This window comes from Pseudoalteromonas sp. PPB1 (genome assembly GCF_015356275.1).
GTDB lineage: Bacteria > Pseudomonadota > Gammaproteobacteria > Enterobacterales > Alteromonadaceae > Pseudoalteromonas > Pseudoalteromonas rubra_D.
In genome coordinates, this window is sequence record NZ_JACEQV010000017.1 from 1 (window position 1) to 25,009 (window position 25,009).

Consider the following 25,009-nt stretch of genomic DNA (forward strand, 5'->3'; position numbering starts at 1 on the left):
TAGAGGTGGCCGTTACTGTCTCCCCAGACATCGCTGCTGGGGGTGACCGGGCTGGCCTGTCCCGACACACTAAAAGCCCCCAGCATCAGGGCCAGGGTTCCTTTGTACTTAAACATGTTTGCTCACTTTGTTTTTTATTTTTATCTGACGTTAATACCTGTCTGCATTTACACACATTCAGTTTGAAGACACACCGCGCGCGCAGGGAAGCCCAGAATGAGCATATTTCTCACCCGGGACCTTGATAGTGTCACAGAGACACAGGCAGCCTGTTGAACACAAAATCAGGATACCTGAATGCAGTGCTCTGACTTGAGCACAGAGGTATAACCGTATCGACAATTTGGTCGATGGTGTTATTCAACCACCTTCACTTCAACTTCATCGATTTGGCAGTTCGCAGAAGCTTGGTTAAAAGTGAGCTTAACGGGCAGGTTCGCGGCAACAGCAGTCAGTAGCATAGACTGCATATTGCGATAGTTTTCACTGGTTTTATTCAGTGCAGCCGCTTCTTCCTGATCCAGGTTACAAGCCAAAGTGGCATTGGTACCCTGAGGGAACTTCACTTTTACCTGAGTTGTGTTGGCAACAACCGAAGAAAATACAACGTTTGATACGCCTTCACAGCTGTACTTATTGCAGCTTGCAGCAGCCTGGCCAGCGAAAGTGATAAATAAAGCGGAAATAGCAAGTGTAGAGAATTTCATTTTTTATTATGTCCATTTGAGAGTTATCGGTACAATGATACCTAAAAAGGAACATGAAATAAATTGTAAGTTCACAATACCATCATCAAATGCACACAGATGCCACCAAAAACAACAAAAAATCAACCTGTTAATTCAGACTAAGAGCCTTTTGTCATAGCGCCTCAACAAGCTGAAAAGTAGGAAAAGTAACTTGCGTTAATTAAAAAGGGCCAAAATAAACTTCATCCGTACACGCAGTAAAAAACAAAAACAAAAGAAAAAACAAACAGTTAACCAGGGTAAATATCGATTTACTATTCAGGCTACCAAAGCTCCTAAGTTATAAGAGCTTTGGTCATGATATAGTCACGAAGTAAAATTAAAGCCTAAAAATCAAGGTGCGGTAACAAGCGTCCATGGGCCTGTCCCGTTTGGCTCGTCACCACGAGTCCACCACTTAGCAACATACACTTTGCCATTGAAGCTGGCTTTATCACCTTGCAAATAAACTTTATTTGCCTCCCATGCGGCTACGTTATCTACCGGCGGCTTATCATCTGGTGGCGGCAGATTGTCAACGACTGTGACGACCGGCCATCCGGTATGAGAGCCATAGAAGTTGGTCACACATTTCTCATAATCGCCTTCAACAAGCGCAGAGTAAGCGGTCTGATAACCTACCAGTTTACATTCAAATGAGAATCCGCCTGGACGATCAGCGTAATACTCCCAGTTTGCTTCCCAGTTGGTGTAAAGCACTTCGCCAGCACCATCCAGATTCAGACTACCAAATGGCGTTTGTTGCCAGCAGGTGTTTTCCTCATCACTTTCCACTGGAATAGTGTAATAGTGAGACAAGCCTTCCCAATAGCGGATACGATTAACAGGCTGGCCTTTATTCCTGTTGTGCTCGCCACACTCAATGCCACCATTGATAACGTTAATTGTGGTACCAAAGCCGTAACCAATACCAGCATTCAGTTCTGTCTGAGACGGTACCCAGGTCCGGTCAATCACATGTAACATCGCCGGTTTTGGCGCCTGTGGCGTCAGGAAAAACCAAATAGCAGAAGCAAGGTTAAGCCAGGAGTCGGCAACCAAAGCCGGGTTATTTAGCAGTACGGTCGCGTCACCATTGAACATTGCCTCAGAGAACATACCGTAGTTAAAATGGTAGGATAGCTGCTTAGCACCACGACCGAAGTAACCCTGGCCATCAGCGCAGGGCCAGCGACGGTTCTGCCAGTCATTTTGACCGCACCCAGTGGTGTAGCCGGGTTGACCTTCTGACCAGCCCATTTCGCGCACATGGACCAGCGCCTGCTGCCACTCTTCCAGGCGTAGCGGGTTGTCTGACACATTGTCTTTCGAAATATGGCCACCCGTTTCCTGAGCAAAGTGTGCAAATGCCGTAACGATAGACTTTTTACAAATAGCATCAGCATTGCGGCCATCAGTGTAATCACCACAAAAAGCTGGAAACTTACCAATTGCGCGTAAAAATCGTGTATAGGTGTACTCAGGTGCCGCCATTTGAGTCAAAAAATCCCACTCACTTTGACCAAATACTCGCTCTACACGTTTTACGTTATCGGGGTTGCTTGCCGCACCCGGAACAATTGCATCAACGATGGCATTGCTGCGTGTTTGTAGTGCTTTTGCCCAGACCGCATACATAGGGTTAGCAGTCAGCGTTGACTCGGCAGCCTGAAGGCCCGCACGATCAAGTAAATATGCACCTGAATTGTTTGGATCGGGCTGTACATTGAGGGCTAAAGCGGGGGCACTCAGGCCCCCAATCACTGCAAGACTGACAAAGTTTAGTTTATTCATAGGACATCCTTTACATGTTGTTGTGTTGTGGGACACTCTGCGAGCACCCCGATTTCGTTTATTATCGTTGTTGTGCACAGCCTGCCAATAAAGATCATTGCAACATCTACATCAGACACACTGTTGTCACAATTATTACCAAGATGACATCGCTGTCAATAACAGTTGAACATAAAACACACTAATTTCGTACCTATTTTGTACAAGTTTTTTTGAACAGCTTTGTTTTCAATTAAGAAATGCTGCAAAATGATCTCCTTGTAAATGACACTTGGCAATCGCATATGATCTCAATCCTCCCACTCAACACAACTCATTACCCGGCCGTAATCGAACTCGCTAATCTGGTCCACGGAGAGAATTACCTCGATCTTGACGGTATTAAAATGATGCATCAACGAGGCACTCAACATGATCTGAATGCCTCTTTCGTTGCTGTTGATGAGTTACAACGAGTTGTTGGATTTAGAACATCATACAGCGCTGGCCAGTGGCCCATTGATAAATGGTGTTCGACAACGCTTTGGCCGGTGGACCCAAAGCAGATGGCGTACTTTAAGTGCATTGCAATTCATCCGGATGCACAGGGACAGGGAATTGGACCTAAGTTACTCAAAGCATCTGTTGAAGTGCTGAAACAGCAAGGAGCTAAGGCGGGTGTATCTCATCTGTGGATGCAAAGCCCAGGCAATGGTGCAGTCAAATATTTCTCCAAATCTGGGGGGAAGCTTGTCAAAGCCCATGATGATCGCTGGCTGGATCTCTCCTTGTACGAAGGGTATTGTTGCCCTGTCTGTGGCAACGAATGTCATTGTCAGGCAGCTGAAATGGTATTGGAGTTCTGATGCACGCTTTTGATCCTCTCCATGCACCTCACTGCCAGGGGCAAGCATTCGCGCCTAGTTATTGGGCCGCAACTCAGCCCCTGCCAGTCGCAAACTCCGCGCCTCAGGCTTCTGAGCATTTTGACGTGGCCATCATTGGTGGCGGCTTTAGTGGATTATTGAGTGCTTATTATCTGGCCCATATTTATCAGCAGAAGGTATGTGTCCTTGAAGCCAATCAGGTTGGCTTCGGCGCGAGCGCCCGGAATGCAGGATTTGCGCTACCTGGCTCAGGGCGGCTTGGCTACGCCGATTATGCAAAACGCTGGGGAATGGATGTCAGCCGTGGAATTTATGATGAATTTCAGGGCGGTGTGAACAGAGTCCGCTCTTTGATTGAAGCACACCAGATAGACTGTGACGTACAAGCATCGGGCTATCTAAAAATAGCACATAATGCTCAGGCTTATGCCAACTTACAAAGCGCTGCGCAGTTTATCTCAGATAATTTCGGCAATGACGCGAGCAAGCTACTCAGCCGCGATGCGCTTGACGCACAGTTCATGTTAAATCACCATGCTCATGGTGCAATGCGCTATGAGAATGGCTTCGGTTTACACCCACTCAAACTGCTACTTGGCTATCGCAACATGGCTATCAAGGCTGGGGTGACTTTATTCGAGCATAGCCTTGTTAGTGAGGTTAACCATAGCCAGCGCCACCAACTGAGCGTTAACGATCAAACTATCAGCGCTGATAAGCTGTTGTATACCGGTAACGCGTACAATAACAAACACAGTCATCCATTGATTAACAACCGCTATCTGCCTATCCTCAGCAGTATCTTTGTGACCCGTCCGCTCAGCAATGACGAACTGACACAAACTGGCCTGAAAACTCATCAGGTCGTCATGGATACCCGCAGGCTTAAATATTACTACCGGCTACTGCCAGATAATCGACTGTTATTTGGTGGCCGAGGTGCTGTTTTCGCCAAAGATCAACATAAAACCAAATACCTTACTCATCTTAAATCGGCTCTTGCCGAGTGCTTTCCGTGCCTCACTAACATAGCACACGACTTTTACTGGCATGGCTATATTGCAGCAGCCCTGGATGATATGCCGCATGTCTTTTTTGAGGAGAATGTCGGCTACATTTTGGGTTATTGTGGTTCTGGTGTGTCATTTAGCTCGCAAGCTGCATATCGACTGGCTCAACTAACAATGAGCGATGCGGTACCTAACTTACCACTTTATCAACGGCCTTTACCGAAAATTCCCTTTCCGCAGCTCCGCCGTTTTGGCCAGCTAGGTTACTATCACCTGGCACAAATTCAGGACAAGTTTTCGTAAAATAGCAGCTGGTACAGGGATGGATTTTTAGCAATCCGCGTAATTAAGTAGCCAATCTTGGGACGAGTAAATCTCGCGATAACGCTACTTAAGCGCCCTGCTATCGCTTAGGCACCCGGGACCTACCAGGGAATGGCAAGCCCCTGATAGTCATAGAATCCGCCGCTTTGCGCTTCATGAAGCTCATCCAAAACTTGTTTAAGCCCTTGTGCAGATTCTTCGGGTGAGATCAGTGCATTGGGACCACCCATATCAGTTTTTACCCAGCCCGGGTGCAATGCGACGGTTTTGATCCCTTCAGGCAAAAGGTCATTTGACAGGCTTTTAATCACCGAATTTAGAGCCGCTTTCGAGCTACGATAGATATAGCCGCCCCCTTTGGTGTTGTTAGTCATGCTGCCGACTTTGGATGACAGGACAGCAAATGTTTTCACGTCACCTAACTTAAGGTGCGCGCTAAACGCTTCGGCCAGCTTCAAAGGTGCAATCACGTTGACTTCCATCACATGCTTCCACTGCTCAACATCACAATCACCAAAAGCATATCCTTTTGGGCCATAAACCCCGGCATTATTAATAATTAAATCGATAGGCGTCTCACTCAGCGATTTCGCCAGTTTGTTCATCTGCTCATACTGGATGACGTCCAGTGCAAATATCTGCAAATGACTAAATTGCTGCTCAAGCTGCCACAATGCCTCTGCGGATTGCGGCGTTCTACAGCTGGCCAATACTCGCCAGCCCTGCTCAAGATAAAGCTTAACGAGTGCAAGCCCGATCCCCCGATTTGCACCTGTGATAAAAAGTGTGTTCATAAGTTTATTTCAGCCTTTACCTAACGCCTCACTGACCATTATATATGTTTCGCTGTCACCGGGGTCACTTACTTTGTTAACCATGACAAGGCTTGAGTTTTTTCCTCAAAATACCGAGACTCACCTTCAACAAACCAATTACCCACCACGGCCGCAAATTTTTGCCAACGACTGTTCCCCAGTACTGCAATTTTATAAAAATCATGACTGTGACGCAGTGCAAGTGCTACATCGTCCCAGGCTGCATGGAGGTCCCAGCCTCAAACTCGGTAACATCCACCAAGACCCTGATTTTCTGACCAACTGCTGCTCTCAATGCACTATCGATCACAGCTTTAATGGCCATATAATCAGCATGACTGACCTTGCCCAGCGCTTTAAAACTCATTAATAGGTCGCCATTTAAGCGTTCAGTATCGACGGAGATTGAATGAAAGCGCTCCATGGCAGTCTCAGCTCAGGATATGGGTTGTACTAATCCAAATTAGCAGACAGGTTAACAAAAAGGCAAAAAATAAACGTAAATTACGCAACTGTGCTGGTGTTTTAATGAAACGGTGCAATACGCCGCCGAGCATCAGCCACAGACTATCCACGACAATGGCAACAACAAAGCAGGTGATCGCTGCCAACATGGCTCCCATCATCGGGCTGACATCAGGTACACTGTTATTAGCAAAAATAGCAATACAGGCTGCGTAAGCTTTGGGGTTTAACAGGTTCAAAATAAACCCGTCCCGGAACCCCACTTCACTCCCCTCAATATCCGACAGACCGCTTTGATTATTTGCAATTTTATACGCGACGTAAAACAAGTAAACAATGGCCACAATCTGACATACCGCGCTGAGATTAGGATAACTCAACAGCAGTGCGCCCAGACCCGTAGCAGCCACAATAATAGCAACGAGCAAACCCAGCAGAATACCAATTAAAAATGGTACACCACGGGGAGCCCCAGAACTGGCTCCAACCGCAGCCAATGCCAGTGGAGCGGGTCCGGGAGAGCCAATGAGTAAAGCCGTTGTCAGGGCTATCGACAATAACACTTCATACATCTACTTCGTTCCTTAAGAAATCAGCCCGGATAAACCGGGCCGATGTACGTCGTTAAACTTGTTCTTGTGGGACTCTGACATGTCCCTCCATCACCACCCTAGCGCTGCGACTCATCACCGCTTTTTTGGCCAGCCAGCGACCATTCACTTGCTCCGCTTCAGCCCCCACTTTTAGCGTGCCTGAAGGGTGACCAAACGTAACACTGTTACGCTCTCCCCCACCTGCCGCCAGGTTCACCAATGTGCCAGGAATGGCAGCAGCTGTGGCAATCGCAACCGCCGCGGTGCCCATCATAGCGTGGTGCAACTTGCCCATAGATAAAGCGCGAACAGATAAATCAATATCTTGCTCTGCAATCACTTTTCCACTGGATGCGGTATACGCTTTGGCCCCGCACACGAACGCAATCTTAGGCGTATGCTGACGTATTTTGGCTTCATCAATATGCTCAATCAAACCCATCTTGACTGCGCCATAAGCGCGGATTTGCTCAAATCGCGCCAGTGAAGCTGCATCGCCATTAATGGCTTCTTGCAGCTCCACCCCCGTGTAACCCAAGTCCTCTGCGCGGAAAAACAGGGTCGGGATCCCTGCATTTATCATAGTCACATCAAAAGTGCCAATATCGGGCACTACCAGTTGATCGACTAAATTACCACTTGGGAACATATCGGCATCAGCATCTGCCGGATCAATAAACTCCACCACCACTTCGGCAGCAGGAAAAGTCACACCATCTAGCTCAAAATCACCGCTTTCCTGAACTTCACCATTGAGCATGGGAATGTGCGCAATAATGGTTTTTTCTATGTTGGCTTGCCAGATCCTTACTACGGCTATGCCGTTTTCAGGGACTCTGCAGGCATCAACCAGACCATTGCTAATCGCAAATGCCCCCACAGCCGCGGTCAGGTTACCGCAGTTACCACTCCAGTCGATAAAAGGTTTATCTATGGCAACCTGGCCAAAAAGATAGTCCACATCGTGCTCAGCTTTGCTACTTTTAGACAAGATCACGGTTTTACTGGTGCTGGAGGTCGCACCGCCCATTCCATCCGTTTGTTTACCATAAGGATCCGGGCTGCCAATTACTCGCAGTAACAGCTTATCGCGCGCTTCACCAGCAGTCTGTGCGACTTCCGGCAGATCACTGAGATTAAAAAACACACCTTTGGAGGTGCCGCCACGCATATAAGTCGCCGGCACACGTAATTGAGGTTTGAAAGTCATCATTTTTATCCTAAATAGCAGCGCGGACACCCACAGTGAATGCCCACGGCTCAGGTAAGCTCCGCATTGGCTGCGGAGCAGGAGCGGAATCGATTATGCGTTTGCTTCCAGAAAATCTTTGGCAAAACGTTGCAGTACACCACCTGCTTCGTAAATGGACACTTCTTCTTCTGTATCCAAACGACACAATACAGGTACTTCGATTTGTACCCCATTGTTACGATGGATGATCAACTTTAAGGTCGCACCCGGCGTGCGCGTGCCTTCCACGTCATAAGTTTCGGTGCCATCCAGTTCCAGAGTCTTGCGCGTTGTACCATTTTGGAATTCAAGCGGTAATACACCCATACCTATCAGGTTGGTACGGTGGATACGCTCAAACCCTTCTGCCACAATCACCTCGACCCCAGCCAGACGCACGCCTTTGGCTGCCCAGTCTCGAGAGGAGCCCTGGCCATAATCTGCACCGGCTACGATAATCAGTGGCTGCTTGCGATCCATATAGGTTTCGATTGCTTCCCACATACGGGTTACTTTACCCTCGGGCTCTAAACGTGCTAAAGAGCCTTGCTTCACCTCACCGTTCTCCAGCACCATTTCGTTCAGCAGCTTTGGATTCGCAAAGGTAGCTCGCTGTGCGGTCAGGTGATCGCCCCGGTGCGTTGCATACGAGTTAAAATCTTCTTCAGGTAGGCCCATTTTCGCCAGATATTCACCGGCGGCGCTGGATGCCAGAATTGCATTCGACGGAGACAAGTGATCTGTGGTGATGTTATCACCGAGAATCGCAAGTGGTCGCATACCTTTCATAGTGCGCTCACCCGCTAATGCGCCTTCCCAGTATGGCGGACGGCGAATATAGGTGCTCATTGGGCGCCACTGGTACAATGGATCATTGTCTTCGCCATAATCAACGCTGAGATCAAACATCGGCTCATAGACGGCACGGAATTGTTCAGGCTTCACACTCTGAGCAATCACCGCATCAATCTCTTCATCGCTCGGCCAGATGTCTTTTAACGTAACCGGGTTGCCTTCCTGATCATTGCCCAAAACACCGTTTTCGATATCAAAGCGAACTGAGCCCGCGATAGCATAGGCCACAACTAGCGGTGGTGATGCCAGGAAAGCCTGTTTAGCATAGGGGTGAATGCGACCATCAAAGTTTCGGTTACCAGATAGCACCGCGGTGGAATACAGATCGCGGTCAATCACTTCCTGCTGAATTTTTGGATCCAGTGCGCCACTCATACCGTTACAGGTAGTACAGGCAAATGCAACGATACCAAAGCCTAACTGCTCCAGCTCAGGGAGTAACTGCGCTTCTTCCATATAAGAACGAACCGCTTTAGAGCCCGGCGCAAATGACGTTTTTACCCAGGGCTTGCGACTCAGGCCCAGTTTATTCGCATTACGTGCTAACAGCCCCGCCGCGACCACGTTACGTGGATTACTGGTGTTGGTACAGCTGGTGATGGCTGCAATGATCACCGCACCGTCCGGCATTTCACCATCACGCTGTTCATAGTCAGCTACAATACCCTGCTTGGCGAGGTCTGCCGTTGCGACACGTCGGTGCGGGTTAGATGGGCCAGCCAGGTTGCGGCCAACGGATGATAAATCAAATTTCAGTACGCGCTCATAATGCGCTCCGGTCATGGCATCAGCCCATAAACCTGTGTGTTTCGCATATTGTTCAACGAGTTTGATCTGCTCATCATCACGACCTGTTAAACGCAGGTAATCGATAGTTTGCTGATCGATATAGAACATGGCAGCTGTTGCACCGTACTCTGGCGTCATATTTGAAATAGTAGCCCGATCGCCTAAGGACAGACCATCACAGCCTTCACCGAAAAACTCAAGGTAAGATGAAACCACACGCTCCTGGCGCAAGAACTCAGTGATGGCCAGTACGATATCCGTCGCAGTGATCCCCGGCTGACGTTGACCAACCAGCTCGACACCGACGATATCAGGCAAACGCATATATGATGCGCGTCCCAGCATGACGCTCTCAGCTTCAAGGCCACCCACGCCTACTGCGATCACACCCAGCGCGTCAACATGCGGCGTATGGCTGTCGGTACCAACCAGGGTATCCGGAAATGCCACGCCATCACGCGCCTGGATAACCGGCGACATTTTCTCTAAATTTATCTGGTGTAGAATACCGTTGCCTGGCGGGATCACGTCGACATTTTTAAATGCGGTTTTAGTCCAGTTAATAAAGTGGAAACGGTCGTCGTTACGTCGATCTTCAATCGCCCGGTTTTTCTCAAAGGCATTCTCTTCATAGCCTGCGTGTTCAACCGCTAGACTGTGATCAACAATAAGCTGTGTCGGGACCACGGGGTTTACTTTAGCCGGATCGCCGCCTTTTTCTGCTATGGCGTCACGCAGACCAGCAAGGTCTACCAGTGCAGTCTGGCCGAGGATGTCATGACAAACCACGCGCGCCGGAAACCAGGGGAAATCCAGATCGCGACGACGTTCGATAATTTGAGTCAGGTAATCGTTGAGTTTTTCAGGCTCAGCGCGACGTACCAGGTTTTCTGCTAACACTTTAGAGGTATAAGGCAAGCCATCATAAGCACCCGGCTTAATGGCTTCGACCGCTTCGCGGGTGTCGTAATAACACAACGAAGAGTCAGGTAATTTTTTGCGAAATTGGCTGTTCATAACTACTTCCAGAATTGCTCGTTGGCTCAACGACACAGATCTTTATAATTGTTGTTGACGATCTGTGTCATTAGGTGACGTGAAATGTTGATTTAGATATTAACGCTCAGACATAGGCGGAACCGGACGTAGCTCCTCACCCGTGTAATCCGCTGACGGACGAATGATACGGTTGTCTGCTCTTTGCTCCATAACATGACCTGCCCATCCTGTTAATCGTGACATCACGAAAATGGGTGTAAACAGCTTGGTTGGGATCTTCATGAAGTGATAGGCCGATGCGTGGAAGAAATCTGCGTTACAGAACAGCTTTTTCTCACGCCACATTACCGCTTCACAGCGCACAGAAACAGGGTAAAGAACTGTGTCACCGACATCTGCAGCAAGTTTTTCTGACCACTGTTTGATGATTTCGTTGCGCGGATCTGACTCGGAGTAGATAGCATGTCCAAAGCCCATGATCTTCTCTTTACGCTCAAGCATGCCCATCATTTCCTGCTCTGCGTGATCAGCAGATTCAAAGCGCTCAATCATTTCCATTGCAGCTTCATTTGCACCACCGTGCAAAGGACCACGCAATGAGCCAATGGCACCAGTAATACACGAGTGCATGTCTGACAGGGTAGACGCACAAACACGCGCCGTGAAAGTAGACGCGTTAAACTCATGCTCTGCGTATAGGATCAGAGAAACATGCATAACACGCTCATGTAATTCGTTTGGCTTCTCTCCATGCAGCATGTGCAGGAAGTGGGCGCCGATTGAATCGTCATCAGTTTCAACGTCAATACGAACGCCGTCATGGCTAAAGCGATACCAGTAACAGATGATGCTTGGGAAGCACGCCAACATTCGGTCAGTAATCGCCTGCTGCTGTTCAAAATCGTGCTCACCCTCTAGGTTGCCCAGCATAGAACAACCAGTACGTAATACGTCCATTGGATGTGCGTCAGCCGGAATACGTTCTAGTACTTCTTTGAGCGCATCTGGCAGTCCACGCTGAGATTTCAGCAGAGCTTTGTAGCTGTCTAGCTCCTGTTGATTCGGTAGTTTGCCTTTTAGGATCAGATACGCAACTTCTTCGAACTGACAATGCTCTGCCAGGTCTTTCACGTCGTAACCGCGGTAGGTCAGGCCTGAACCTGATACACCCACTGTCGACAGTGCCGTTTTACCTGCAACCTGACCGCGAAGGCCTGCACCGCTTAATACTTTAGCCATTTTGTTATCTCCTGAATTTTTACCTGCTGGTTAATTTCATTATAAGAAAGGCCACATATCAGCGGCGCTTGCTCATTATCCTTTGTGTCTTTTACTTATTTTTACCCTGGGCAAATAACCCATCGAGCTTTTGCTCATATTCGTGGTAGCCAAGATAGTCATACAAGTCCATACGAGTTTGCATGTTGTCTATGACGGCTTTCTGATCGCCATTCTCTAAGATGGACTGATACACCATTTCTGCTGCTTTGTTCATAGCACGGAAGGCACTTAACGGGTAAAGCACCATATCAACGCCCCACTCGCCCAATTCTTGTTTATTCCACAACTCGGTTTTACCGAATTCCGTGATGTTTGCGAGAATAGGCACATCCAGCGCCTCTGAAAACGCGCGATAATGTTCTTCTGTCTGAACGGCTTCTGCAAAAATCCCATCCGCACCCGCTGCAACATATGCTTTGGCACGCTCAATTGCCGCTTCCAGACCTTCCTGTGCAAACGCATCAGTACGGGCCATGATGAAGAAGTCAGGATCGGTACGCGCGTCAACGGCAGCTTTGATCCGATCAACCATTTCCTCAGTCGAAACAATCTCTTTGTTTGGACGGTGACCACAACGTTTTTGTGCTACCTGATCTTCCAGATGCACTGCCGCTGCACCAGCCTTTTGCATTTCCTGAATGGTTTTAGCAATATTAAACGCCCCACCCCAGCCAGTGTCGATATCAACCATCAGAGGTAAATCACAAGCTGAGGTGATGCGCTGTACATCAGCAATCACATCATTTAGAGACGTAATACCCAAATCTGGCAGACCATAAGATGCGTTGGCTACGCCACCACCGGAGAGGTAAATCGCCTGATGGCCAATCTTCTTCGCCATAATTGCGCTGTAAGCATTGATGGTGCCTACAATCTGTAGCGGCCGATTGGCTTTGAGCGCGTCGCGGAATTTTTTACCTGCGCTGAAGATACCTGTACTCATAAGTGTGTCTCCCGGATAATTACTGGTGCTGTTTGGTTAACTTGGTAGCAATGTTATTTTTTGAATATTGAATATGGCGACGCATTAGCATCTCTGCCAGTTCGGCATCCCGGCTTGCGATAGCACGCACTATGTGTTTGTGATCATCGTAGGCCGTCGTTACATGCGGCCCGGCCATTCCGAGCTGCACCCGATACATACGTGCCAGGTGATAAATACCATTACTCAACATGGCGATAAGCTGCTGGTTCTGACTACCCATAATGATGCGGTAATGAAAATCCAGATCTCCGGCTTCCTGATAGTAGGATTCACCGCCTTTCACTTCATCGAACTGCTCATTCAACAGGCTGTTGAGTTTAGTGACTTCATCATCTGGCATATGCTGTGCTGCCAAACGTGCGGCCATACCTTCGAGAGCCTCACGCACCTGATACAATTCCATCAAGCCTTCTTCACTTAATGAAACCACTCTGGCGCCCACATTCGGACGACGCTCAACCAAATGACAGGCCTCAAGACGGTTTATCGCTTCCCGTACAACAGCGCGACTTACTTCATATTTTGTCGACAATTCCATTTCGCTCAATTTAGAGCCAGCCGGAACATCACCTTCAACAATCTCTTTCCTAAGCCGGAAAAATGCTTTATCTGAAGCAGTTACGGCACTTTCATGCATAAAGCTCATTCTGTCTTCGCCTTCCGGTCTTGTTAAAAGTTGTAGACAATATAGTGTTACTTGACGTTTACGTCAACCTAACACCAAGCAGATTGTCGACAATTTCAAATATACAGGGTATTCGTGAAATTTATGGCCAGGAAGCCATGAGCCAGACTTAACAAGAACGGTTCCAGTTAACAACCAACTTATGTTCAGGATGTATACTATGAGAAAGAGTTAAATCACTGTTTGGCAATAGGGGCAGGCCACTAGTAACTTACTATACTTAATTCAAAACACTCCTGAAGCGCTTGAGAACAGTATGTATGTCACCCATTTAAAAGGGTTTTCACTTTATTTACCAGTTCCTCTGTTATACCTGCTCTGCACATCCACAATGGCGCAAGATAAGCCCAGTCAAAATGCAAAGGTAGTACAACTAGAGCGAATTACAGTGACGGCTAATCGCCGTAAACAAGATTCACAGGCTGTCTCATCTTCAATGTCCGTATTAAGTGATGAAGACATGGAGCGCGCAGGTATTATCAACATCACCAGATTAGATGGTCTCATTCCCGGATTACGCATCGGGCAGTCTGGAGCCGAAATACGCCCGGCGATGCGCGGAGCAAGAACCAACGAAGTAGGAGTATCCGGCCCTGGGATTGCCGAACAAGTTGTCGGGATTTTTCAGGATGGAGTCTATGTACCAACAACCACGGCAGGCATAGGCGCTTACGTTGATATTGACCGGATAGAAGTCTTAAGGGGCCCTCAAGGTACTCTTTATGGCCGTAATACATTTGCGGGAAGTATTAACATCGTTAGTAAACAACCTGACTTTGAGTCACTGCAAGGCAGCATTAAATTGCTCAGAGGTAGCTACCACAGAAACCGCTATGAGGGAATGGTCAACCTGCCCATCAGCGGTTCGCTTGCAACCCGGCTGGTCATGGTGACAGATCAACACCAGGGCTTAATTGCCAACCATCATCTGCCAGGCCCGGAGGACGATCTCAGAGAGAAAGACTTATTTTACGCGCGCTGGATCTCCAAATTTCTGAGTAACTCCGGTTTTCAGATGACCGTACGATTGGATTTCTCCAGTAAAGACGGCAACTCAGATGCGATTTGGGGCTATCAACAAATATATGGTTATCAGCTCAGTGAAACCGATCCTGGTTCCGGCATTTTTCATCCTCAAGCCACTGTCACACCGGGCCACATTTACCAGCCTGATAATGTCAGAAATGACGACACAGGCCCATATGATGTGTATCGCAACGCACAGTCTTTTAATAAGCAAGACGAGCTATCTGGCACCGTGCTGTTAGAGTGGCACGATGCGCTGGCTCACTATAAATGGACCAGCAACTACACCAAGTTTAGTGGTAAACAATTTTACGATAATGACTTCAGCGATGGCGGTACAGACAAAGTAGGTGGGTTCGGCCGTCAGGACGAACAATATAGCTGGTCCTCAGAACTACAAGCGTCTTGTGCAACTACAGGCCCGCTGTTCTGGATTGCAGGCCTGAACATATTTCATCAGGAAGCTGACTGGGCGTGGTTGTGGCACACAGACAACAATGGTGACGGTATTGCAGACAGCATTCATGTGCCATCCTGGGGCAACCCTGAGCATGACCCTCATATCACCCACTCAACAGCACTATTTGGCCAACTAAGGTTTGCACTAAACGACAAGCTTCGTTTAATCGGCGGTTTACGTTACAACAAGGATCAGAAAGACTTCACAGGCAACCTGACCCCGCAATGGCAAAATTCAGCCTTGCTGTACAAAGCGGGGGTGGAACTTAAAGTCAACGAGGACGCATTGTATTACGCCAGCATTGCCAATGGCTATCGCACAGGAGGTGCCAATGATGCACGCGTGATCGAGCGTGGCGCAGACCCTTTTTACAACAATGAGCAGGTTGTTTCCTTTGAGTTAGGTATGAAGCATTCTCTCCTGGGAGGCGCAATGCAGTTGAATATATCCGCATATATGAATAAGTACAGCGATGTAAAAGCACAACTGTTTGCCATTGCCTGCAATGATGTTAACTCAGGCCATACGGTGACCCAATGCCTTACTGACGGCACCAGTACCACATTCGAATATTATGAAAACGGTGGGGATATAGCCTCTTTGGGCCTGGATCTAGCGCTGTTCTGGTTACCCATGGACGATATGCGCCTGTCCGCCAATATGACCTGGATTGATGCTCTATTCAGCGATGACTTTAAAGTTGGTAATGCGGCGCTTCGTCCGCTCCTTGGGCTTGGAAATCTGGATGGCAGGCAAGATATTAATGACCACACCAGCCAGTTTAGTTTTGCCCGCTGGCAACCAGCAATGACCTCAGAATACACGCTGGGGTTCAGTGCGCTCTATCATTTCTACCTGGATGAAGCGTCCTATTTAACACCGTACATCCAGCTCAGTTATAAAGACGACTACTACGCATTTGACACCAACATCCCAGAAGTTAAAGTCAATGCTCATTTGATGGCCGATGCGCGTCTTATCTGGACCCTGAGTGACAGAACAGACATTCAGTTCTTTGTAGAAAACCTGACCAACCAAAATGTACTCAACCGCGCTGTTGTGCACTCTCAAATCGTTAATGGTTTGCCTGCCAATTCAATCCAGGCCAACTGGAACAATCCGAGGACATGGGGTGTTGTATATCGATATCAGTTTTAGTACGCGCCGGCAAAGGTGCGCAGCTACCGGCTATAACCTGCAATGATATTCGCCAGTATGCCATTGCGTTTTGCCAACGCGATGACCTGATTAATCTCTGCCAATAGACTGGCACACCAGGAGTGGCGAGATAATAATAAATGTACATCGAGCACGGCAACGGGGTGCGGCAGAGCAATAAACTCATCCTGCAAGCCACTTTTTTGCAAAAACAGCAAACCATCTTGATAATCCAGCACAAAGTAATCCGCAAGTCCTTCTATAAGTGGTCGCAGTACATTGACCTCAAAAGTGGCTTTATGCGCAGCGACACTAACGAAACTGGATTTGTTTTCGGCCACAAAACTATCAAATGCCTGGCCATAGCTACCTCCGAGCGGTTTTAGCCCCACACGCCCCTTCAGGTGCTCAAGCTTCTCAAACACAAATGGCCTGTCTTTATGTACAAACACCCTGATCTCATTACGGTAATAAGGTGCGCTGTACTGGAATAATGCACTGCGCTGCTCGGTTTTGTAGGCGCCAGAGACAACATCAAGCTGCCCCACTTCCACCATTTTTAGTACACGTTTCCAGGGTAAAGGCGGCGCGACCCATATTGGTAGATTTAACTGCTCGCCAATGTACTCGAGCAACTCAAACGAAACCCCCTCTGCTTGATCCGTTTGCTCATTGACATACCCAATAGGCCACCAACTTATCGGTCCACCCACCCTCAACTCCTGACAGCTCCCTGTCACGCTGGCACTCGCTGCAAACCCACATATTATTAGGGCCAAAAGTAAAATGACTCTGATATATTTCAGACAATAAGAAAAACGATTGAAACAGGCAGTCAAACGGCACCACTGTGGAAGGTGAACACATTCTAACCATAGACAGACAAAAGGTGATTATCCAGTATTGCGCTTAGTTCAAAAGCCTTGCGCATCATCATAGAGCTAAACGTGAGGAATAATCTGAGGACAGGCTCGATGGCCTTATTTCAGTTGCTCTATGCTACATTTTAGCCCGCAGATTTGGCACACCTATTTTGCTCGCTAAGGGGATTTCATTGCGCCAAAATAAATTTGTTTAATTGAAGAAAAATACCCTGCTCTTATTATTGTGATAAAGTCCTCTGCATTAAAACTGTAATGCCTACTAATACTTAGGGTTTACAATTAACTCGCGTCACAATGGTATATAGTATAAAAAGGTACTTCACATTCTAGTGGACAAGAGTGTAAAATAGTTCTTGCAATAATCTAAATAAGTTAAGGGAAAAAACTTTATGAATCTTAAGCTCCTACTCATTTCTGGGCTCGTGTTAATGAACACAGCCTGCTCCAGCGACGATAACACACCTGAACCTCAGCCAGATAATAACGCTGGTGAAGAACAAAACCCGACTACTGACAAAGATACTGATAAAGACACCGATCAGGATGCGGATAAAGACACAGATCAGGATTCGGACAAAGATACAGATACTGATCCAGAGCTACCGGCATTGATATTTGACTTCTCTTCACAAGGCAAATTCAGCAGCATTACTGCAGATGTAGGGTCTCCTGTAACTTTTCAGGGAACACTGAATCGAGATGATAGCGACATTACCAGTTGCCAATTAGACTTTAATGGCGATGGTATTTTCGACCATGACCTGACCTCTTGCAGTGAGTTTACTGTCAATAATACGTATGACACACCTGGAGTCTATGCTGTTACCGCGAAAGCAAACTTTGCAGATGGTACAGCAAGCTCTCAGATGCTTTTAGTTACGATCAACGGCAATATATCCTTAAGAGCACACGTGAGTGCGAACACGGCATCTTATGGTTACCTCGACACTGTGCAGGATATCAACAAAATTATCATCGATGATGGCGCAACATTGCGTTTTGATATTACAAGTCAATTTGAACTGGCTAGCATCCTTGTATCTTACAACGGAAAACAAGTCGAAGTAGATACCTCATCTAAGCGCTTCACCTTCCCTGCGTTCGAAATGCAAGAAGAGACTCACCTGCTGGCAACCATTAAAGATAAGAATGGCCAAACAGCATTGCTGTCTTTACCTATGTACCCAAATAATCGACCTGTTGTTGAAGAGTTCACAATTAATGGGCAAGATCTCATTGCTGCGGACAATTTCACCATTGATGCGCAAAGCACTTTAGCCTTTGCTGCTAAGTGCAGTGATGATAACGGAGACTGCCGTTTATCGCTGAAACTCGAAGACGAAATTGTTCACACCTCGGACACTAATTCGCTGCAATATACTAAAGTACCACCTGTTACAGCTACCAAAGCGCACATTCAGGCAGAAGATGAACTGGGTTCTACCTCACTGAGTGCTGTCAACCTGCGATTGATCAATAAAAATGACGCATGGGAAAAAGCAGCAGACTTCGACGCCAGCTCAGTACACTCAATGGATGGCAACTACATTTACTACTACAGACAAACGGAAGATTCACGTTTTATCTCACAGTTTAGTATTAGTGAAGCGCATTCGATTGATCTACTCAACGTTCCTCAAGGCTTTGAAGTGGACAGCACCATTGTTCGTAAAGACAATATGCTCTACTTCAGTATCTCTAATCAAACAGAGAAACAGTATACGACATATAAGGTAGATACGGCTGACTTAAGCGCAAACATCATCGCCAACTACTTCTTGACTTCTGCGTCTGACAACTACTTATTGCTCAGAACATCTCACGAGCAAAAAGAGAATGCACTGCCTTATCTGTATAGTATTTCCGATGACGAACTTACCGCTTTAACTTGGCCTGACTACACCTACTGGTGCGATGCATATAGCGATGGCTTTTTCGTGAATAATGCAGGTACGGTTTACTATCAAAATAGCTGTCAACAATATGATGGAGCGCAAGTACGTCACTTTGAAAGCTTCAAATTTAAAGCCATTGGTGGTGAGTGGACTGATGTAGCACTTGACCTGTCGGGCGCACGTCGAATCGAGTTTATGGATGGCTACTATGTGGTCCTCACCTCTCCATTCGACCAATTTAACACTGACCCGAATTACAGCTTGTACTTCTTTGATTCCGAGTCTCATGCACAACTGGCTGTTAGTAGCTATAACACCGGTAGTACTGACCTGAGCCACTATCACTCGCCTAATCGTCAATGGTTTACTTTTGAACATGATGATAAAGTTTGGCGCTTCTCGAAGAGTAATGGCTTAGAGCAAGTATCGCTTCTCAACGAACCGACCGCTCCGCTTGCAGCAGCAGACAATGGTGAGGTCGTTCTAAAATATAAAGCGCAAGAGAGCGATGGCTCATCCAGTTACTTTATTGTAAAAGACAACCAGAATCAGGTGTTCTCTGAAAATCTCGGCACGCCACACAGCGTAGAAAATACCTGGCTGTGGATAACCGACAGAGCTATCTATACCAATAAATAGCCATGATTAGTACATACTAATTAGAATTAAGCGCGGCAGCTATCCTTTATAAGATCGCTGCCGCGCTTCATTTTCAATCATTCGAATAACGCTCAAACGGTTGCACATCAGGTAAAACATTGGCCAATTTATAATAGTTGCTTGACGTTAGGCACCAGCTCCACAGCAGACTGTTTAAGCCTCCAAGACACCTCATTGATAATGATAACGCTTCATCACATTTTCAACACTCAGGCTGCCACTTTTCACCGCATTGAAATCCCGTTCAGTAATTTGTTGAACGGTGGGGCGAGAGCCGTGTGCACCACTGTCATAACTGACAAAAAACTTGCGATTTTCACGGACAACCATACAACTAACGCCTCTTATCACTTCATAATCTAGTGCCATAATTTTTGCTCCAAAAGACAAGTTCGTGAACTTTTAGCCTGAGCGAATTAAGCGCGCCTCGTGAAAGCCAATAACAGTCAGCTTACCTATATCACTGCGGCGTAAACACTTTTTTACTCGACCCGTTTGTCCACTTTGCTCTATAAATAACAAACTAAGATACGTTAAAACTGCAAAGTAATATAAAGAATAAGGTTGTTACGATGCAAATTGAGCATCCTTGCTCTAAAGCCGAAGCTCGAGCGTTACAAGAAACGCTCGCCACTCAGGTTATAAGTAAAGATCAATTTGACTCCATCACTACCATTGCAGGAACGGACGTAGCATATGACGGCGCAACGAATCTGTTGGTTAGGGCGATTGTTGTACTGGACGCCAGCACATCGGACATCATTGAAATTCAGGTAGTCACCGAAAGTGTACGTTTTCCGTATATTCCAGGCTTGTTCTCATTCCGCGAGTTACCTCCATTGCAGTCTGCTTTCGAGCAACTATCTTATAAACCAGAAATGATAGTGTGTGACGCCCAGGTCCTTGCTCCCCAAGGCGTTTTGATTTGGCCTTCCACCTTGGTCTTGCTCTAGATATTCCTACCATAGGATGTGTTAAAACACGCCTCACAGGCACGTATGAGACCTTAGTTAAAACATGGGGAGCAAACGTAACGCTGATATACGATTAACAAGCAGTTTTTCGGACTCAGGAACACATTAAGCCAGCCTGTGTCTCTGTTGGTAACAAAGTTAGTCTGAGCACAGCCAAAGAATGGTTCCTCAAACTCACCCAAAAATACCGATTGCCAGAAACAACCCGTCAGGCCGATCAGCAAATGAACCGCGTATTCAAAGCACTGTAAAAGCAAAGCACTGTAAAAGCAAAGATAATAAATACGCCCAGCGCAATCAGAGACTGGCAGGGTATGGGGGAGTTACACTTCCTTCTTTTGTTAATGGAAATTCTACTCAAGAACTGTTGCAGTTTATGGGGGAGTTACACTTTGAGAATGGCAGAACCTGGTGATACAGGCTCTGCCAACATTTAGATCATTTTGATGTGCGGCTTGTAACACCACCTAAAATAGATGCTCAAAAGACGCTTCCTCGCTCTGAATGAATGCTTCTTAAAAACTCCTTCTGAGAAACATCCTATTTAGCCCACTTGTTTAGAGGTAGACTCTTTTTACTCATCAAAAATTTCTCTTTAGCACCTCTCAGTGTTTGTCTGTTGGGCGTGCTATAGTCATCCAAATCTACAGCCCCAGAATCTTCCCATTCGCAAAGACCGCATATTTCGTAGTGACCCAATTCCGCCAGTGTCTTAAAACCACAACAGGGGCATGTATTTAATTCTTCAACATAACCAAGCACTTTGTACTTAGTTGACGTGAACAGTAACAGTTGCTCCTCAAGATATTCATTCGTTACACCGATATATTCACCGGATAAGCTTAATAGAATAAGTTCATCGTATTTTTTTTCGTCTACATCTGTGGGAAATTCTTCACAAGATAAAATTACACTTTGTAATTGTTGAGATAACTGCGAGAAGCATTCATCACTTTCATCAATTCCCCACATATCAATAATATGTGATTCCCTGTCTTCAGTACTGAGTGTAGCTAATACATTCTCACACACTATCCTTATGCCTCTATTTCGATCTATTTCTTTCATATTATAACGATTTCGCTAATTCTATTGCTGCTTTAAATGCGTCAGCATCTCTACCATCATCCTTATAAAATGTCCTAATTTCTCGGGATTTCGCATGACCCACCAATACTCTTCCTGAGCTAGGGTCGTGCTTAATTACGAAGTTACCAACATTTGCCTCTCTAAAATTGCCAGACTCTTTCGCAAAGTCTTTTGCAAGATTTAAGTACTCAGATTGAGATATATCGCCAAACTCATTCTGCTTCTTTACATGCTTTTCATAGTGCTTTTTCAATTGCCCTTTCGAAAACCCTTTCCACTTTATTGATGCAGCACTTTTTGCAACCAGCCCGGCTTCTATTATCTGCTCTTCCATAGTTTTTCTAGAAGAACCCGATGCTCCATCAAGACGACCTTGGGCCATCGCATATAAGCTATCCGCAACTTTATCTTGCCCAACTGCTTTTAGCTTATCCAGGGCTTTTTCAAAAACTTTAGATCCGGGCACTAACTGACTGATAGCCAGTCCTATTCCCATTGCCGTGAGCGTGTCTGCAAGAGCTTTATCTCCAGCTTCCGGGCCGAAATCATCATAGACCTGAGCAACTTCTACAAAGTCATTAACTAGCAAAGCCGTATCAATTAGCTTTAAAACAACAGGAATAAATATCAAGAACAATGCATTATTCTCTGCTGCATTCTTTCCGGCACTAGCAGCAATATCAACATCACCACCAGCAGCAAATGCTGCTAAACCCGCTCCCAATTTTGCCAGGTCAACACCTGCCGCTTTAAGTCTATGTAGCTCAGCCGAAATAGCAGGGTTTCTTTCCAATAGATACTGCTTTTTGCAATCTCAGCCTCTTGCCCCATCAAATTAGAATTGGCAAGCATCAAGTTAGCTTCACCTTCCAACAGCTTTGAAAGTTGCTGTTCTCGCTCTTCTATTTTCTTCTTTTGGGCATCGCCGATGATTTCACCAACGACTGCTCCACCGGCACCTGAAGCACAGCTGACACCATTTGCTGTCGAGCCGCTTGCCTCAGCCAAAGCTGCACCATAAATACACCCGGCTCCTGCATGTGCAATATAGCGAACTGCATCTGACCAATTATGTTCACTAGCCAAACCTTTGATCTCACTGGCCATATACTCGCCAAGCTGATCAACGCCATACTGCATCAATGAGGTTTTGAAAGAATCGCCAAAGCTTGTTCCGTTAATGGCTGCAGTTATACCTGCCCTTACCGTTGAAGTAACCACAGCCTGTGTTGCCTGATTAGCAATATCAATTGCCCACTCACTCGAGAAGAAGCGTGAACCTAGGTCAGCGTTAGCAAAGAATGATGAGCTTTTGAATACTTCACTATTAAGAACACCCGCAGTTGCCATTGAAACGGCTAACGAACGCAGTCCCTCACTAGAGGTAATATTCTTTATGGCACCGTCGATACCTTCACCATTAGCAATACTTGTTGCTGCCTGTGTCGCTAACGCCAGGGCACCAGCCTGCATTGCTGCACCATTAACAAAACCAACAGCACCAATAGAACCACTAGTACCGATCAATTGAGCACCAGCAGGTCCCATTGCAACCGACACTGCAATCGCTACAATCGCCATGGCCGCCGGGCTCAAACTGCTAGTCTTATCATGCTTATGAATTTCGACTAGTTTTTGATATACAAGATTAATATTTCCTGCAAATTCTGGATCATTGTGCAAGTCTGACATCCAACTTAGACTTTCGTTACCGCTAAATTTGTTTAGGGTCTGTTGGAGCGTCTCCCCCTCATACTGCCCCAGCTCCAGTGTCACACCGTGCGTTGCATGAACCTTAACACCACCAATGATCTCGTTATATACCGCGGTATCGACCGTATCCTGAATGGTTTCGGTCTTTATTTTCCATGTACCTTTTTTAACTCTATTGTAGAAATAATGATCCTGCTCTTTCGCCAGTAACAAGTTAACCTTGCCATTACGCGCATCAATAGTGGTACCAGTACCTGACGTGATTTGGGTTGCTTGTAACGTTACATCACCAAAGTCCGAGGCGATCATTACGCCTTTCCCTGCCTCAAGAGCTGAGCGGATAGCAATGGTCTGGAATTCCTGCTCTTCTTCCGTGGTTTTACCCCACTTGGCACTGGATTGTTTCTGGAACTGATTAAATTCGTTAGAGATAAAGATACCCTGGCCAGCCAGAATCTCGATAACCCCTTCGTCAGCATGTAGCTCTGCGGCTTTGAGTTCTATCGCACCCGCTGCCATCAGATAAATACTGTCTTTTGCAGAGAGCTTAGTGGTTAGATGTTCTACCTCTGAGGCGCTTTCTTTAAAGCCTTTATATTCTTTATTGCTTGAATAAGTGGTTTGTTGAGACTTTAAAATAATGTTGCCATCGGCACGTAAGCCAATGGTGTTACCATTGATTTCTCCACCTTCAACAACTATGTCACCGTAACTTTGAATACGAATATTCTGACCATCTACGGAAGCAATTTGTCCGAGTCGGGTGCCCTGCCCATAAGCTGTGTTGTAACGGTGCAATACTGTTTTTTGTACGTACTGGCCAGCCACGATATCGACGTTTTGAGCCGCAGAAAGACGACCTGACAAATTTTGTAATGTGCCCCCCACAAATAGGTTTAAGTCGCCATCTGCGCGGATCTCTGCTTTGGGCATCACGGTAAGGTCTTTGGCCGTCTTTACAAAGGTGTCACGCTGAGTTTTAAGCGTACCACTATTAATTGTAATGCTTCTGAACTCAGCTCTTGAACCACCAAATTCTGTTACATGGCCATCAACTCTCTGATTATCAACGGTACTCTGAGTCAGGTGTACAACTGGCACCAATACCTTTTCGCCATTGATAGTCTGAAGTTCTGGCCAGATGAAGTTTTTATTGAAGCTCTTCAGGTTACTTTCTGTAACTTTATCGCCAAACTTAGTCGCAGTTGACCCTGCAAATTCAAATGCATTGTTGTACAAGTCATTAATTTGCTGTGTCTCATTGGTATACGAGCCATTGATCAAAGTACGGTTAAGCTGGTTATAGATTTGTGTTCGCACCATGCGCGATTGCACAAATCTGTCACCCACTCTTTTGGTCAACTCATAGTGCGGAAAAATAACCGTAATCGAGTCATTAGCAATAGGAATGTACTTTGGCGGATTCAGACCACTCTTGTTGTGTTCAACCAACTTTGCATGAAATGTTTCGATCGTCTGTGCGGAGCGCGCCTGTGAAGACTCTACTACATAGTCTGATTTAACAAATTGGCTGTCCGAATTGCTGACTTTAGTAAACGCCGGATCAGCATTAAGTTCAGCTGCGGCTTGCTGAGCATCGAACAAGGTGAAAGCCTGCGCAAGCGTCGGTAAACCGAGCTGACCAACTAATAATGCAATGTTTAAGTAACCGACACACTTTTGCCACAATGATATAGGCTTTTCAGGGTTGAAGTTATTGTTTTTCATAC

General features: G+C 46.5%; 21 protein-coding genes and 1 pseudogene. 6 read left to right on the forward strand and 16 right to left on the reverse strand.

Translation table 11 applies throughout. The features are described 5' to 3' along the window. Positions 1–356 precede the first annotated feature (356 nt). A complete protein-coding gene (locus tag IY568_RS16535; RefSeq protein ID WP_125562727.1) occupies positions 357–707 on the reverse strand; it encodes a hypothetical protein in 351 nt (116 codons plus the stop codon). Positions 708–1,082: 375 nt separating this feature from the next. Beyond that, the gene (locus IY568_RS16540) at positions 1,083–2,522 is read right to left on the reverse strand and encodes a chitinase (RefSeq protein ID WP_194868147.1); all 1,440 of its coding nucleotides are present in this window, start codon (positions 2,520–2,522) and stop codon (positions 1,083–1,085) included. 287 nt (positions 2,523–2,809) lie between these two features. Between IY568_RS16540 and IY568_RS16545 the strand changes: the two genes are divergently transcribed. Together IY568_RS16545 and IY568_RS16550 are read left to right on the forward strand one after the other, a co-directional pair. Beyond that, positions 2,810–3,367: a GNAT family N-acetyltransferase gene (locus tag IY568_RS16545; protein ID WP_125562739.1), complete on the forward strand. Its 558-nt coding sequence runs from the start codon at positions 2,810–2,812 to the stop codon at positions 3,365–3,367. Then, positions 3,367–4,701, forward strand: a complete 1,335-nt coding sequence (locus IY568_RS16550; protein ID WP_194868148.1) for an NAD(P)/FAD-dependent oxidoreductase — start codon at positions 3,367–3,369, stop codon at positions 4,699–4,701. The genes IY568_RS16545 and IY568_RS16550 overlap by 1 nt, the downstream gene beginning before the upstream one ends. Before the next feature lie 122 nt (positions 4,702–4,823). On the opposite strand, the gene IY568_RS16555 is transcribed toward IY568_RS16550, so the two are convergent. From IY568_RS16555 to IY568_RS16595, 9 genes are all read right to left on the reverse strand, one after another. After that, entirely contained in the window at positions 4,824–5,516 is a 693-nt protein-coding gene (locus tag IY568_RS16555) for an SDR family oxidoreductase (RefSeq protein ID WP_125562721.1), read from the reverse strand. Between the two features lie 68 nt (positions 5,517–5,584). Continuing rightward, on the reverse strand, positions 5,585–5,734 hold the full coding sequence (locus IY568_RS25440; protein ID WP_194868198.1) for an STAS/SEC14 domain-containing protein: 150 nt from the start codon (positions 5,732–5,734) through the stop codon (positions 5,585–5,587). A gap of 8 nt (positions 5,735–5,742) precedes the next feature. Continuing rightward, the gene (locus IY568_RS16565) at positions 5,743–5,961 is read right to left on the reverse strand and encodes an STAS/SEC14 domain-containing protein (RefSeq protein ID WP_194868149.1); all 219 of its coding nucleotides are present in this window, start codon (positions 5,959–5,961) and stop codon (positions 5,743–5,745) included. 7 nt (positions 5,962–5,968) lie between these two features. Next, the gene (locus IY568_RS16570; protein WP_125562717.1) at positions 5,969–6,574 is read right to left on the reverse strand and encodes a LysE family translocator; all 606 of its coding nucleotides are present in this window, start codon (positions 6,572–6,574) and stop codon (positions 5,969–5,971) included. Positions 6,575–6,626: 52 nt separating this feature from the next. Then, entirely contained in the window at positions 6,627–7,808 is a 1,182-nt protein-coding gene (gene prpF, locus IY568_RS16575) for a 2-methylaconitate cis-trans isomerase PrpF (protein WP_228553406.1), read from the reverse strand. Positions 7,809–7,898: 90 nt separating this feature from the next. Beyond that, positions 7,899–10,487 (reverse strand): Fe/S-dependent 2-methylisocitrate dehydratase AcnD, encoded by a 2,589-nt coding sequence (acnD, locus tag IY568_RS16580; protein ID WP_194868150.1) that lies wholly within the window; start codon positions 10,485–10,487, stop codon positions 7,899–7,901. Between the two features lie 99 nt (positions 10,488–10,586). Beyond that, positions 10,587–11,708, reverse strand: a complete 1,122-nt coding sequence (gene prpC / locus IY568_RS16585; protein WP_125562713.1) for a 2-methylcitrate synthase — start codon at positions 11,706–11,708, stop codon at positions 10,587–10,589. A 91-nt stretch (positions 11,709–11,799) separates the two neighbouring features. After that, positions 11,800–12,693 (reverse strand): methylisocitrate lyase, encoded by an 894-nt coding sequence (prpB, locus tag IY568_RS16590; RefSeq protein WP_125562711.1) that lies wholly within the window; start codon positions 12,691–12,693, stop codon positions 11,800–11,802. 19 nt (positions 12,694–12,712) lie between these two features. Beyond that, positions 12,713–13,381 carry a GntR family transcriptional regulator gene (locus IY568_RS16595; protein ID WP_138538373.1) on the reverse strand — a complete coding sequence of 223 codons (669 nt, stop codon included), beginning with the start codon at positions 13,379–13,381 and terminating at the stop codon, positions 12,713–12,715. A 370-nt stretch (positions 13,382–13,751) separates the two neighbouring features. Between IY568_RS16595 and IY568_RS16600 the strand changes: the two genes are divergently transcribed. Next, positions 13,752–16,064 (forward strand): TonB-dependent receptor, encoded by a 2,313-nt coding sequence (locus IY568_RS16600; RefSeq protein WP_228553407.1) that lies wholly within the window; start codon positions 13,752–13,754, stop codon positions 16,062–16,064. A gap of 23 nt (positions 16,065–16,087) precedes the next feature. On the opposite strand, the gene IY568_RS16605 is transcribed toward IY568_RS16600, so the two are convergent. Next, entirely contained in the window at positions 16,088–16,777 is a 690-nt protein-coding gene (locus IY568_RS16605) for a substrate-binding periplasmic protein (protein WP_164517592.1), read from the reverse strand. A gap of 560 nt (positions 16,778–17,337) precedes the next feature. Here IY568_RS16605 and IY568_RS16610 point away from each other — a divergent pair. Further along, on the forward strand, positions 17,338–19,482 hold the full coding sequence (locus IY568_RS16610; RefSeq protein WP_194868152.1) for a PKD domain-containing protein: 2,145 nt from the start codon (positions 17,338–17,340) through the stop codon (positions 19,480–19,482). A 192-nt stretch (positions 19,483–19,674) separates the two neighbouring features. Here IY568_RS16610 and IY568_RS16615 read toward each other — a convergent pair whose 3' ends face one another. Next, positions 19,675–19,872, reverse strand: coding sequence for a hypothetical protein (locus IY568_RS16615; RefSeq protein WP_194868153.1), 198 nt, complete (start codon positions 19,870–19,872; stop codon positions 19,675–19,677). A 203-nt stretch (positions 19,873–20,075) separates the two neighbouring features. On the opposite strand from IY568_RS16615, the gene IY568_RS25155 reads away from it, so the two are divergent. Together IY568_RS25155 and IY568_RS25445 are read left to right on the forward strand one after the other, a co-directional pair. After that, a complete protein-coding gene (locus tag IY568_RS25155; protein ID WP_267252138.1) occupies positions 20,076–20,456 on the forward strand; it encodes an endonuclease V in 381 nt (126 codons plus the stop codon). Next, a pseudogene (locus IY568_RS25445) lies at positions 20,429–20,728 on the forward strand (endonuclease V). Before IY568_RS25155 ends, IY568_RS25445 begins: the two are co-directional and overlap by 28 nt. Positions 20,729–21,017: 289 nt before the next feature. Here IY568_RS25445 and IY568_RS16625 read toward each other — a convergent pair. The 3 genes from IY568_RS16625 to IY568_RS16635 are packed head-to-tail and all read right to left on the reverse strand — an operon-like array spanning position 21,018 to position 25,007. Further along, a complete protein-coding gene (locus IY568_RS16625; protein WP_194868154.1) occupies positions 21,018–21,545 on the reverse strand; it encodes a CPCC family cysteine-rich protein in 528 nt (175 codons plus the stop codon). A gap of 1 nt (position 21,546) precedes the next feature. Beyond that, a complete protein-coding gene (locus IY568_RS16630) occupies positions 21,547–22,359 on the reverse strand; it encodes a VENN motif pre-toxin domain-containing protein (protein WP_194868155.1) in 813 nt (270 codons plus the stop codon). Beyond that, positions 22,275–25,007 (reverse strand): DUF637 domain-containing protein, encoded by a 2,733-nt coding sequence (locus IY568_RS16635; RefSeq protein WP_194868156.1) that lies wholly within the window; start codon positions 25,005–25,007, stop codon positions 22,275–22,277. Before IY568_RS16635 ends, IY568_RS16630 begins: the two co-directional genes overlap by 85 nt. Positions 25,008–25,009 lie beyond the last annotated feature (2 nt).